Origin of the sequence: Streptomyces sp. NBC_00464 (assembly GCF_036013915.1) — a bacterium.
Lineage (GTDB): Bacteria > Actinomycetota > Actinomycetes > Streptomycetales > Streptomycetaceae > Streptomyces.
Genome location: NZ_CP107899.1, coordinates 6,395,716 through 6,409,264, shown reverse-complemented (window position 1 = coordinate 6,409,264; position 13,549 = coordinate 6,395,716). Strand labels below are relative to the sequence as shown.

The following is a 13,549-nucleotide window of genomic DNA, read 5'->3' as shown; positions in this document are numbered from 1 at the left end:
CCCACTCGCCCCGTTCATCCCGCGCTCCCCGGGCTCTGGTGCCACAGCTTCCTTCCGGTGGGTGCGCCCTCGCCGGGCGGCTGGAGGTCGGACCAGGGGTTCATCTCGTAGCCGGTGGGCATCCGGATCCGGCGGCCGTCGTCCACCGGGGACTCGTGAGACGCGGCGCCCTCCTCCGGAACAGGCACCTCCGCCAGCCGGGCCGCGACCGCGTCGAGCCCGCCGGTGCGCCGCAGTTCGGCCAGCTCGGCCAGATTCCAGGCGGCGGCGCCGACCACGCTCAGGCTCCGCGGCCCGCGCCGCTGCACCACCCCGCGCACCAGCAGCAACCAGGAGTGGAAGACGGTGTACGCACAGGCGGCGTGGCTGTCGTCGAAGAAGGCCAGGTCGACCAGGCCCGTACCGTCGTCCAGGGTGGTGAAGACGACCCGGCGGCCGGAGCGGACCGGCGGGGTCTGGGTGGCCGCCTTGGCGCCCGCGACCAGCACGGTGTCCCCGTGCCGTGCCTCGCGCAGCCGCTTGGCCGAGACCGCGCCGAGCTCCTTCAGGAAGGCGTGGTGATCGCTCATCAGGTGGCGCGACACGTCCATGCTCAGCACGCCCAGTTCGGCGCTGAGCCGTTCCGCCTCGTTGAGGTCGGGCAGGCCGATGGAGCCGGTGCGGTGCCCGCCGCCGAGCGGGAGCTGCGCGCCCGGGCCGCCGGAGCCCGCGCCGCGCTGGGCGCGGTGGAGTTCGGACAGGTGCAGCAGCAGGTCACGGCGGTTGGCGCCGAACGCGTCCAGCGCGCCGACCTGGGCCAGCCGTTCGGCGGCCGGCTTTCCCGGGCGGGCCCGCTGCCAGAAGTCCAGCAGTGAGGTGTAGGGCTGCCCGGTCTCGATACGGGCGACCTCGGCCGCACTGATCCCGTGGACGTCGGAGAGCGCCAGCCGCAGCCCCCAGGCCGCCCTTCCCCTCTCTTCATCAGACACCAGTTCGATCCGATGGGCGGCCGCCGACCGGTTCACGTCCAGCGGCAGCACCGGCACTCCGCGCCTCCGCGCGTCCGCGAGCAGCAGCCGCTTCGGGTACATCCCCGGGTCATGGGTGAGCAGTCCGGCGTAGAAGGCCGCCGGGTGATGCACCTTCAGCCAGGCCGACTGGTACGTCGGTACGGCGAAGGCCACCGCGTGCGCCTTGCAGAATCCATAGCTGCCGAACGCCTCGATGATCTCCCAGGCGCGGGCGATCACTTCGGCGCTGTACTTGCGCACTGCCGCGTGCTGCGCGAACCAGACCCTGATCCGGCCCTGCGATTCGGGGTCGGAGAGTCCGCGCCTGACCCGGTCGGCCTCGTCCCGGCCGCAGCCGGTCATGATGTCGACCATCTCGATGATCTGCTCGTGGAAGACCACCACGCCGTACGTGTCGCGCAGCGGGCCCTCCAGATCGGGGTGCGGATAGCGGACCGGCGCCCGGCCGTGCCGGGCCTCGATGAACGGGCGCACCATGTCGGCGGCGACCGGGCCGGGCCGGAACAGCGAGATGTCGACCACCAGGTCATGGAAGTCCGCCGGCTGAAGTCTGCCGACCAGATCGCGCTGACCGGGCGACTCGATCTGGAAACAGCCCAGCGTCTCGGCGGTCCTGATCAGCCGGTACGTCTCCGGGTCACCCGGCTCCACGGCGTCCAGGTCCACTTCCTCGCCCGAGGCCCGCTTCACCTCCGCGACCGCGTGCGCCATCGCCGACTGCATCCGTACACCGAGCACGTCGAGCTTGAGCAGCCCGAGGTCCTCCACGTCCTCCTTGTCGAACTGCGCCATGGGGAAGCCCTCGCCGCTGGTGGGCATGACGGGGGTGCGGCGCAGCAGCGAGGCGTCCGAGAGGAGGACCCCGCACGGGTGCATGGCGATGCCGCGCGGCAGGGCGTCCAGCGCCTCCACCAGCTCCCACAGCCGCCCGTACTTCTCCTTCGTCCTCGCCACTTCGCGCAGCTCGGGCAGCTCCTCCATGGCCGCGAGGGCGTCGCGGGCCCGGATGTGCGGGAAGGCCTTGGCGAGCCGGTCGGTCTCGGCCGGGTTCATGGAGAGCGCGGCGCCGACGTCGCGGATGGCATGGCGCACCCGGTAGGTCTCGGGCATGGCGACGGTGGCGACCCGTTCGGCGCCGAAGCGGCCGATGATCGCGCGGTAGACGTCGAGGCGGCGGGCCGACTCGACGTCGATGTCGATGTCGGGCAGCACGAAGCGGCGCTTGGACAGGAAGCGCTCCATCAGCAGCCCGTGCTCGACCGGGTCGGCGTGGGCGATGCCGAGGAGGTGGTTGACCAGGGAGCCGGCCCCGGAACCGCGGGCGGCCACCCGGACCTTCATCTCCCTTACGTCGTCCACGACTTGGGCGACCGTCAGGAAGTACGAGGCGAAGCCGTGGTGGGCGATGATGTCCAGTTCATGGTGCATCCGGTCCCAGTACTCACGCCTGCGGTCGTAGCCGCGCAGCACCATGCCCGCGGCTGCACGGGAGGCCAGCACCCGCTGGGCGGTGCGACGGTCCGCGCCGACGAGGTGCGGTTCGGGGAAGTGGACGGAGCCGAGGCCGATGTCGCCCCGGGGGTCGACCACGCAGGCGTCGGCGGTGCGCCGCGTCTCCGCGAGCAGTCGCGCCCCGGCGCCGGGGCCGAGCCCGGCGGCGGAGGCGATGCGCTCGGCGGTCCCCGCCATCGCGCGGGCGTCCTTGAGCCAGCGCTCACCGCTGTCGAGCGGGGCGCGGCGCGGGTCGACGGGGACGAGCCTGCGGGCGGAGTCGAGCACATCGGCGACCGGGCCCTGCCCCGCGTCGGCGTACCGGACGGCGTTGGTCAGCACGGCCCGTATCCCCTGCTCGGCGGCGAAGCCGACGGTACGGGCGGCGAGCCTCAGCGAACCGGGTCCGGTGCCGTCGCGGCCGTGGTGGACGGCTTCCAGCCGCAGACCGTCGCCGTACACCTCACGCCAAGGGGCGAGCAGTGCGGCGGCCCGGTCGGGGCGGCCGGCGGCCAGCGCCCTGCCCACCTCGGAGGCGGGACCGAGCAGCACGGTGAGCCCTTCGGCGGGCAGTGCGGAGCGGTCGAGCAGGGGCCGGCCGCCGTCGGGCACGGCTCCGTGCGCGGCGGTGACGAGGCGGCACAGCTCGGCCCATCCCCGGGCGCCGTCGCGGGCGAGGAAGGTGACCCGGGGTGCGGATTCGTCGACAAAGGAACCCCCGCGGGCCGGGGTCCGCATCCGGTGCGTATGCCCGTCACCCTCCGCGCGCCCGGCGGGAGCCACGGCGAGCTCCACCCCGAAGAGCGGCCGCACCCCCGCCCGCTCACAGGCCTTGGCGAACCGGACCGTTCCCGCCAGGGTGTCGCGGTCGGTCAGCGCGAGGGCGTCCATCCCGCGCTCGGCGGCACGCTCCGCCAGCCGCTCCGGGTGCGATGCCCCGTACCGCAGGGAGAACCCGGAAACGGTATGCAGATGCGTGAACCCGGGCACCTGCACCTCCTGAACCAATCCGCACTCACCACCCCCTCGCTCTCCACCATAGACCAAGTTTCGAACATTCGTACGATACCCAGCGCCCGGGCCACCCTCCCCGCCCCTCAGCCATTCGGCCCGGCCCCGACTGCGTGGACAACGGGCACCCCGGACCGTGGGGTCATGACTTTCGTCGACGAGGTGAAGAACGCCGTCACTCCACGGGCCGCACTGCTCGTCATCGGTGTGCTGGCATTGCAGCTGCTGTTCATCGCGTCCTACGTCGGAGCGCTCCACAAGCCGAAGCCGACGGACGTCCCCTTCGGCGTCGTCGCACCCCAGCAGGTGTCCGCACAGCTCGTCACCGAACTGAAGAACCTCCCCGGCGGCCCCCTGGACCCCCGCACGGTCACCGACGCGGCCACCGCCCGCAAGCAGATCCTGAACCGCGACATCGACGGCGCCGTGATCGTCGACCCCCGGGGCACGACCGACACCGTGCTGGTCGCCTCCGGCGGCGGCACCGTCCTGGCCGACTCCCTGACGAAGATCATCGCCAAGGTCGAGCTCACCCAGAAGCGCACGGTGCGTTCCGTGGACGTGGCCCCAGCCTCGGACGAGGACTTCGACGGACTCTCGTCCTTCTACCTGGTCGTGGGCTGGTGTGTGGGCGGCTACCTCTGCGCCTCGATCCTGGCGATCAGCGCGGGCTCCCGCCCCGCCAACCGCCAGCGCGCGGTGATCCGGACCGGGGTCATGGCGCTCTACTCGATCGCGGGCGGAATCGGCGGCGCGATCATCATCGGCCCGATCCTCGGAGCCCTCCCCGGATCCTTCTGGGGGCTGTCGGGCCTGGGCGCGCTGACCGTCTTCGCGGTCGGCATGATCACCCTCGCCCTGGAGGCGCTCACCGGCATCGTCGGCATCGGCCTGGCCGTCCTGATCGTGGTGGTCGCGGGCAACCCGAGCGCGGGCGGCGCCTTCCCGCTCCCGATGCTCCCGGACTTCTGGCGGGCGATCGGCCCCGCGCTGCCGCCGGGGGCCGGGACCTGGGTGGCACGCTCGATCGCGTACTTCAAGGGGAACGCGGTGACCGGACCGCTGCTGGTGCTGTCCGCGTGGGCGGTGGTGGGCACGGTCATCACCCTGCTGATGGCGATGCGGAGGAAACCGGAGGCGGCGGATGCCCCGCTCTCCGGAGCGGCGGGCGGGGGCTCGACGCCGGCCTGACGGGGGCTGCGCCACGATCAGGTGTGCAGGCGCTGAAGAACCCCCCTGCGCTGAAGTTCCACGATGTGTTCGGCTGCCCGCTGCGGAGCATCTCCGCCGCGCACCAGGACACCCGCCTCAATATTGCGGCGGGCGGCGGACTCCGTGAGATTGGCACTGCCCATGAAGAGAACCTGCCGGTCGGCGACGGCAAGTTTCGCGTGCTGACGGGCGAAGGAACCGGTGGCCGGGTCGCGTACCCAGTGCCAGAGGCACAATCCGGGCACGGCTGCGAAAGCGCCGGCCGGCTCATGGCCAGAGAGGAGCCCCCGTGCGCCTGCCAGCGTCTCCACCACCACATGGGTCTGCACACCCCGCCCCGTGGCCTTGCTCAGCGCCTCGGTCAGCGCCGGATACGGACGGGCCGCATAGGTCATGGCCAACAGCTCTTCCCGAGCGCCGTCGATGACTTCGACCAGTACCTGCGCGGTCGCCCTCACCGGTACACCGGGGGTGGAGGGGCCGCTCCACACCGTTCGGACCTGGACCGCGTCCCGTGCCCGCAGTTGCGCAGCCGCGTAGCCCCGAAGATAGGCCGCGGCTTCCGAGCGCGGTAACGCATCGTTCTCCAACGCCTGGTACAACCGCGCGACGACTTCCCGTATTCGTGGTGTCGTGAGTTCGGTGAGAGCCCGCTCTCTGCTGTGTCCCCGCGCCAGCAGCCCCGCTAGGTCCTTCGTACGGGAAGGCCCCAGGGCTGCGGCCGCGGCCTCGGCCGCAGCCTCGAAGCCATGCCTGCTCATGGCAGCAGACCGGCCGGTGTGAGCACCTGGTCCTTGTCACCGATGAGCGGGACGAGAAAGCGGCGGTCGAGGAATCGGTTGCCGCGCTCGCAGGTTGTCTCGGAGACGAACAGGCAGACATGACAGGCGGCTCCATGAAGGTAGTCGGCCGGAGCATGCGGCAACCGTTCCGAGCAGAGCGGATCGGCCGAACAGTGCGAGGCGTCGGCCAGGGCCCGACGGACGATCCGGTCGAAGTCACGACCCTCCGCCAAGGAAACCAGCCCCCCGAGCGTGCCTTCGGAGTCCGGCACAGCGGTGTAGATGAGGATGCCCGCTCGCGGACTCTGCTCATCGCCGGCGTAGATGCGCTCGGCGAGAGAGGCCGAGTTGTAGCCGCACTCCAGGGCGATCGTGCGGATCAGCAGATGCGAGAGCGTGTGCAGAGCGATATAGCGGGCCCCGGCCCAGCCGTACAGCGGATCGAAATCGCTCGTCTTCCGGTCCGACTTACGGTTGCTCCGGAACCTCCCGAAGGCCTCCTGATGCGCCACCATCTGCGGTGACTTCTCCATGCGCGTCGCCCACTCGGCCATGAGGCCTTCTCGCACGCGCAGGAAGATTCCTTCGCCTCGCACCTCACTGGCAGGCACCCAGTTCTGTGCGGAACGGGAGAGCTCGACCTGAGTCGCGATCTCCGGCGACTCAGGGTCGGGGGCGTCGAGACGGGTGAAGCCGATGAGCGCACGGGCTTCTCGCAGCCGCTCGACCTGGCGGACATCGGAGAAGAGTTCATCCAGCGGCGGCGGAACGCGGACTTCGCGCAGGGTGAAGTCATCGCTCGCCTGCGGGATCAGGCCTGAGAGGGCGTCCCACTCGGGCCCGAGCAGGTCAGCCTGGACATCAGGTGCCGCGGTCGCTGACCCACCACCCGCCTTGCGGGCGGCGATGGCCGCGACCAGGGCATCTGCGTCGAATTCCTGGAGATAGCGGAACGCCGGAATGGCTGCAAGCAGCGCGTGGTTCTCCCGGGACTCGATGCCCTGCAGCTCGGGCCAGTGATCGTCGAGCAGCTTCTCGATGTCGCCACCCTGCCCCTTGGGGAGGGCGAGCGCGCTGAGGGTCAGCGGGAACCACTGGTTGGATGCGCCGGCGACCATCAGTACAGCGTCCTGGCCGCACCCGTTGGGCTCATACGTGCCGAGATGCGGGTGCCGGCCGCGGCACGTTGGAAGGTTGTGGCGGCCCCGTTCGCCCATCGCCTCACGGATGTTGCGCTTCGTGCCGCAGGCGACGCATTCGATGGTGACGTTGGCCGCCTGGTTTCCGCCGTGGTCCTTCATCCGCAATTTGGGACGGGGAGTCCTGGCGCACGCCTGCCCGTGGTGGACGAAGGACGTGTACGGGAACTCGTCCAGGTGGCCCCCCGTGCAGACCAGCGTGAATCGGGCCGCAACCGCGAGGGGCTTCCCGCGCTTGCAGTCGTGGACGAACTTCGCCTCGTGCGGGGTTCGCGGATTGGTATTGATGAACGCGAACTCGCCGGAGTCAACAGCAGCCAGGACGTTGCACGCGGTGCAACGCAGCCACTGCGGGAACGGAACAACCGGTACGCCCACTCCTTGCGCGGCCCAGCCCTTCGGGTCGCTGTCGCTTCCCTCCAGCCAGGGGGCAGCACGGAGCTGCTCGATCTGCTTGCGCCCGTAGCGTTGGAGCGACCGGTTCACGGCTGCACGCAGCCGCGGCTCGTCGATGTCGTATTCCGTGATGCCGTTGTAGCTCCAGGAATCGAGCCCCTTGATGAGAACCGAAAAGTTCGGCAGATCCACGAGGGCACCGATGCCGGCGGTGAACATGAGGTGGCTTGGCCGGACCGCGCCGACCCTTCGGTTCGCGTTACTACTCATCGCTGTCCCTTCCCCGAGGTGGCGGTGGTGGGTCCGTACTCATCGCTGTCCACAGTTGCCGCCACCTCGGGATCCGGGTCCTGATCGGGTTTCCCGAAGTTCCAGTCGGGGCCCGCGCCGGTGGACTCCTCAAGAAAGGCACCGCCGCCCGGGAGCAGAAGGTTGATCTCGTTCTCCGTCTCACGCATGGACATGCCGACAGTGAGTTCGGTCCACCGAGAACCGTCGGCACGCTGGAGCAGACCGCTCACGATCGTGTTCTTCTGCTTCTCTTTTCGATAGCCGAGTGCCGCACTGCTCTCATCGCGCTTACGACGCCACTCGTCCTTCAACCGGTCAAGCCGTTCCCCCAGGTAAGCACGCGCCCGCTCCCCGCCCACGCGTTCCGCCCGGTCCAGGAAGCGACGTTCCACCTCGGCAGCGAGAGGGCCGCTGAGATCGACGTCGTGGGCGTCGAGGTTCCGCGAGGTGTCGTACGCGGCCTGGCGCAGGGCGGCGACATAGGTGGCGGCCACCCCCCGGTCGAGAGCACGACGGGTGAACGGTGTGACGGACAGGGCTTCAACCTGCCGGTAGAACGTGGCGTGGTAGTGCTCGAAGTCCTCGTAGTGGGCCAGGTCGCGCGGGCGTGCCCAGTTGTAGAGGGTGACGACAAGCCCGGGACGCTTGGCGTCACGGCCGACGCGGGACGAGGCCTGGATGTACTCGGCGGTGTTCTTGGGCTGGCCCACGACCAGCATCAGGCCGAACCGGGAGACGTCGACGCCGACCTGGAGCATCGACGTGGCGAGAGCGACGTCGACCGCCTGCCGGACCATGGGGGTCATCGACGCACGAGGCTCGCGCTTCTCCTTGAGGGCAGTGGCGTATTCACGTCGGAAGGCATCACGCCGGAGCGAGGTGTCGCGTTCCGGGTCGAAGGAGGTCTCCAGCCGCTTGAGCGCGTTGCCGATGTCGGCTGAGGAGATACGCGAGGTGAGCTCCTGGATGTTGAGCATCCCCGTCTTGCTGCCGATGCGGTTGGCGAGTGTGTCGTTCCCCTTGCGCATTCCGTTGGAACGCACCCGGGTCGTGATGTCGTCGTCCATGTAACGCCGCATACCGGCGAGTTCACGGGTGGCGTTGAAGTAGCCAACCAGCGTCATGTACGGATCGGCGGGCGTGCCGTAGTCGTCGAAGAGCTGCTGCCCGGCGAGCAGAAGAATCTCGGCGACCCGGATCTCGGCAGCCTTGAGGCGGGTTCCGTGTGCACACACGCCGAGATATCGCCGGCCCGGATCCTCCCGGCTGAGTTCTACCTGCCGCGAGAAAAAGGTGTCACCGACATCGAGAACCTGCGGCGGAAAGACGGCGACCTTGCGGCCGAAGACCCCGAGCACCTGGTCCGCAGCCCGCTTGGTGGTCGCCGTCGACGCGACAATCTTGGGGCCGGCCTCTTGGTGCCGCCCCTGAGAATCGGTGAAACTCCAGCTGCACAGTTGATCGATGGCCGACTCGAACAGGCCGACGGTGGTGCCGAGCGCGCCGGAGATCAGGTGCAGCTCGTCCTGGATGATCAGATCCGGCGGCCGGAGCCGCGTGACGGGCTGGGCGGTGACCGCAGGAAGGTCGCCCTTGGCGTGATGGCGGCTGCCGCAGCCGGTCTTGGCGTCCAGATCGTCATGGCGGTAACCATGGCGAGGGCACACCTCCGTGACCCGGCCGAACAGCAGCCCGGCATACCCGTTCCAGGGAAGCTGGGCGAACTTGTCGACGGTGGCGATCAGCAGTGACGGGGCGAGCCGGTAGATCTCCTCGTCGACCGTGAGCACGGGAATGCCCTCACCCCGGGACTCCAGCCGAGAGAACGGGCACCGATCCGTACCTTCGCCTCGCGGGCAGTAGAGCAGAACGCGTCGCCTGGCCTCGTCGTACTCCATGTGGGAGCGGGCAGTCAACCCGGTGCCGCACCAGGGGCAGGTGAGCACTTGCAGCACTCTGGCGTGCTTGTCGCTGGCGCTCTCGCGGGCCCCGGCGATCTGTTCCTTGGCCTCGTCGAACCAGTTGGGCGAGACGGAGGTTCCCACCCACAAGCCGATACGGAACGGCTGGGCGCCCCAGCGAGAGTCGCGCGCGAATTCCTCGCGGCGCAGCACCTCGCATGCGGTCACAAGCGCGGCGGCGCGCTGGAACTGCTGGGCGGTCAGCAGCCGCAGGGTGTAGCGCATGAGAACCCCGACCCCACCTTCCCCGCTGCGGGCCTCCGCTCCGGTACCGAGGGTGCCCTGCAGCCGTCGCAGGGCGAAGGTGTACGCGGCCAGCCCGAGATAGGCCTCGGTCTTGCCGCCACCGGTCGGGAAGAAGAGCAGGTCCACGAGTGCCTCGCGCCCTGTGCCTCGGTGGGGATGACCCGGCCTGCTCAGTGAGGCGAGGTTGAGCAGTACGAAGGCAAGCTGGAAGGGCCGCCAGCTGGCCCCGTCCTTACCCTTCCCGTGCACCTCGTCACGTGCTTCCAGGTACGAAGCGGGGTCGTCCTCACGTCCCGTCCTGGCTCCGGCGATTGCGGTGTTGCGACGCTGAAGCGCCATGGCCCTGTTGGCGAACCGGAACGCCGCGAGCGCGGTGTCGTCGGCGGCGAGCGTGTCGATGCCCAGGGTGATGCGGTCGCAGATTTCCAGCGCCTGCTCGATGGCGACGAGTGCCGATTCCCGCAGGTCGTCCGGCAGCGAACGGGCCGCTCCACGCTGCTGTTCGAGCCATGCGGCATAGCCCTCGGCAAGCGGAGCGAGGGCGGCGCTGAGTGCGCTGCGCCGCCCGGGGACCGCGAGCGCTGCAAGCTCGTCCATGCCGAGCTCAAGCCCTCGGAGCAGTTCCTGGTCCCCGACGGTGGGAGCCGTGGTGGCCCGGACGTCGTAGGCAGGCAGCCAGGTGGTGGTGAGCCGGTGCGCATTGCGTTCGCCGTCGCGGACCTCGGCATGCACAGCCACGTTGCGGCCTTTGGCATGGCTGAGGCTGTTCCGGTAGAGGAGGCGAAGACGGCGCTCTTCGGGATCCTCGGGTCCGCTGCCCAGATTCGCCGGGTCGAGAGGGTCGTCGACCGGAAAGAACACCGCTGCCTGGTCGACCGGGAAGGCGGTGACTTCGAGCGAAGCCTGGAAGAGCCAGCGGGCATCGCGCGCCTCTCGACTGTCCTCCTGCCCGTTCACCAATGCGAGTTCGACGACGCGCAGATCCTCGCCGCCATGGCCGGCCCGGTGGTGCCGTACCTGCACGTCCAGAACAACGGCCGTGTCCTCCAGCGGGACATCCCGGCCACCGGCGCTGGTGATGTCGATATCGACCGGATACTCCACCGGCTCACGGGACCACACCCTGCGGGTGGTGCCACGGTCCGTCGCTTCCTCGGACTGGGTGTAGCGCCCCCAGCGCGCGGTGACGCTGAGCGTCCCGACGGAAGCGGGGACAGTGAAGGACAAGCCCATGGACGAGGCCCAGATGTGACCCGCCGCCTGCGGTGTCATCCGGTCCGCGAGCCCGCTGTCGTCCCCCTCGCTCTCGTCTCCGGATTCGTCGTCGGCGCTCTGCGCGGCGGCCAGCGCGATGCCCTTCGCTGTCGGAATGTCGGGCCGCGGACCGAGCATGCCGACGAGGTAACGGTCCCGGGGGCCGGAAGAGAACTGGGGCAACGTCTCGGTCTCACCGTCCCACGGTCCGAGCAGATCGCGTCGGATGTAGGTGACGAGCCCGTCCCGCACTCCATACGAATCACCGGCAAGAAAGGTCTGCGGCACTTCTTCGAGCGGATGCGGAACGACGGCCGGGTCGATCTGGGCCGGCATGCGGTGGGTCCTTTCGGACAGGGCCGGTGGGCACGAAATCGGTTCGAGCGTATAACAACCCGTTCAATATAGAGCGTTGACTGAGTTCACACAAGACGATGCAGTGGTGCCGCACATCCTCGTGCACAGACTCTCTAGTCTGTTCCTCGACCACCGGCCACCGAGTGACATGAGGACGCCCATGCCCCGACTCGCCCTCTCCGACGACTTCGTTGCGGACCTCATCTCGCTGCAACGTCCTGTGCAGAAGGAGGTGAACGACGCGATCCAGATGTTCCGCGGCATGACCGTCCCCCAGCTCCACGCGAGCAAAGGGATGCATCTGGAGAAGCTGGAACGGGCGCACGACCGCCGGATCCGCACGATCCGCATCACCAAGTCGTACCGTGGCGTCCTCCTCGCGCCCGACGACGGCAGCGAGTTGTTCACTCTGCTGAGGGTTGCCACGCACGACGAGGCGATCAACTGGGCCTGCAAGCGTGCCTACTCCGTCAACGGTGCGACCGGAGGCCTTGAAGTACGCAACGTCGAGGCCCTGGAGCAGATGGAGACGTACTTCGAGACAAAAGCCGTTGCCGCCCCCGCCCGCCTCTTCGAGAAGCAATCCGACACCGCACTGCGCGATCTCGGCATCGACGACCAGGTGCTGCGACTGGCCCGGGTCTGCGTCACCGCGGAGGACCTTTCCGTGATGGCTCCGCCGATGATGCCGGCCGACCAGTACGAGGTACTGGAGTTCCTTGCGGCCGGCTACTCGGCCGAGGACGTGTGGGAACAGCTGATCGCTTCCCGCGGCCAGACGGTCCGTACCGCCGGAGACCGGCCGGCCGTCACCCTCACCGAGGCCATCCTCAACAGCCCCGACCGCATCGTCGAGGTCACCGGCCCGGGCGAACTGGAGCGCATCCTCACCGAGGACCTGACACGGTGGAGGATCTTCCTCCACCCCGCCCAACGGCGATTCGCCTACCACCCGGGGTTCAACGGGGCCGCTCAGGTAACCGGTGGGCCCGGAACCGGCAAGACCGTGGTCGCGCTGCATCGCGTACGCCACCTTCTGCGCACCGGCCACGACGGCGACCGGATTCTGCTCACCACCTTCACCAACGCCATGGCTGCCGCCCTGCGCGACAGCCTGGCTCTCCTGCTCGGCAAGGCCGACGCCCACCTGCTCGAGAGGGTCGACGTCACGACGGTGGACTCCCTGGCGGCGCGGGTCGTCCGGGAGGCACGCGGCACCGCACCACGGCCGCTCTCCGCGGCGGCGGAGCGGAGCGCCTGGACCCGTGCCACGGCCCGTGAGGACCTCCCGTGGAACGAGCAGTTCCTGTCCCAGGAACTCCGCAACGTCGTGCTGGCCCAGGGCATTCGCACGCCCGAGGAGTATCTCCGCTGTGTACGCAGAGGCCGCGGCACCCAGGTGGGACGAGTCCAGCGTGCCCGTCTGTGGCGTGTGATGGAGCGGTTCACGGGAGATGTGTCCTCCCGTCACTCGGCGACCTACACGCAGTTGTGCGATCAGGCGGCAAGCTGCCTCGCCGACAGCGGTCCGCGCTACCGGCATGTCGTGGTCGACGAGGCCCAGGACCTCCACCCGGCCCAGTGGCGGGTGCTGCGTGCCTGCGTGGCACCGCGATCGGACGATCTGTTCCTCGTGGGCGATCCGCATCAGCGCATCTACGACTCCCGGGTGTCGCTGCGCTCGCTGGGCATCCATGTGCGCGGACGGACGTCCCGACTGCGCCTCAACTACCGCAGCACGGAAGAGATCCTGCGCTGGTCCGCATCGCTGCTCGACGGGCATCCGGTGGGCCGGCTGGGCGAGGACGACGACACCGAGGGCCGCCGCGACTCGCTGCGGGGCTACCGCTCCCAGCTCCACGGCCGCACCCCGTCCGCGCACGGGTACGGCAGTCAGGAAGCGGAGATCGGAGCGCTGGTCGAACAGATCAGGGCCTGGACGAACCAGGACGGGGTGAAGCCCTCGGAGGTGGCGGTATGTGCCCGGTTCAACACCGTGGTCGACTCGGTCATCTCACGCCTGCGCAGGGAAGGCATCCCCGCGGTGGCGGTCCGTGACGATCCGGGCCCCACAGCCTCGGGGGTGCGGGTGGCCACGATGCACGCCATGAAGGGGCTGGAGTTCCGCTGTGTGGCCGTTGTCGGCGTGACAGCCGCGGTGCTTCCGTTCGCACAGCAGGTGACTCCGGTCGAGGTGGACCCGGTCCAGCACCAGTCCGACCTGCTGGCGGAGCACTGTCTGCTGTTCGTCGCGTGCACCCGGGCCCGTGACGCGCTGGCCGTCTCCTGGAACGGACAGCGCAGCCCGATGCTCGACCCGGTGACCGGCTGAGCGGCCG

6 protein-coding genes are annotated in these 13,549 nt (G+C 69.4%); 2 read left to right on the top strand and 4 right to left on the bottom strand.

The annotated features are described in order from the left end of the window. Positions 1-14: 14 nt before the first annotated feature. Positions 15-3,491 carry a DNA polymerase III subunit alpha gene (locus tag OG912_RS28775; RefSeq protein WP_327711875.1) on the bottom strand — a complete coding sequence of 1,159 codons (3,477 nt, stop codon included), beginning with the start codon at positions 3,489-3,491 and terminating at the stop codon, positions 15-17. A 165-nt stretch (positions 3,492-3,656) separates the two neighbouring features. Here OG912_RS28775 and OG912_RS28770 point away from each other — a divergent pair, with 165 nt between their 5' ends. Beyond that, on the top strand, positions 3,657-4,703 hold the full coding sequence (locus OG912_RS28770; protein ID WP_327711874.1) for a DUF3533 domain-containing protein: 1,047 nt from the start codon (positions 3,657-3,659) through the stop codon (positions 4,701-4,703). Positions 4,704-4,720: 17 nt separating this feature from the next. Here the strand turns inward: OG912_RS28770 and drmC are convergent, their stop codons facing one another. Genes drmC through drmA form a run of 3 tightly spaced genes read right to left on the bottom strand, consistent with a single transcriptional unit; the run spans position 4,721 to position 11,189 of the window. Next, positions 4,721-5,485 carry a DISARM system phospholipase D-like protein DrmC gene (gene drmC, locus OG912_RS28765; RefSeq protein WP_327711873.1) on the bottom strand — a complete coding sequence of 255 codons (765 nt, stop codon included), beginning with the start codon at positions 5,483-5,485 and terminating at the stop codon, positions 4,721-4,723. Then, positions 5,482-7,371, bottom strand: a complete 1,890-nt coding sequence (locus OG912_RS28760; RefSeq protein ID WP_327711872.1) for a DUF1998 domain-containing protein — start codon at positions 7,369-7,371, stop codon at positions 5,482-5,484. The genes drmC and OG912_RS28760 overlap by 4 nt, the downstream gene beginning before the upstream one ends. After that, on the bottom strand, positions 7,368-11,189 hold the full coding sequence (gene drmA / locus OG912_RS28755) for a DISARM system helicase DrmA (protein WP_327711871.1): 3,822 nt from the start codon (positions 11,187-11,189) through the stop codon (positions 7,368-7,370). The genes OG912_RS28760 and drmA overlap by 4 nt, the downstream gene beginning before the upstream one ends. Positions 11,190-11,370: 181 nt before the next feature. Here drmA and OG912_RS28750 point away from each other — a divergent pair, with 181 nt between their 5' ends. Then, positions 11,371-13,542, top strand: a complete 2,172-nt coding sequence (locus tag OG912_RS28750) for a UvrD-helicase domain-containing protein (RefSeq protein WP_327711870.1) — start codon at positions 11,371-11,373, stop codon at positions 13,540-13,542. The last annotated feature ends 7 nt before the right edge of the window (positions 13,543-13,549 follow it).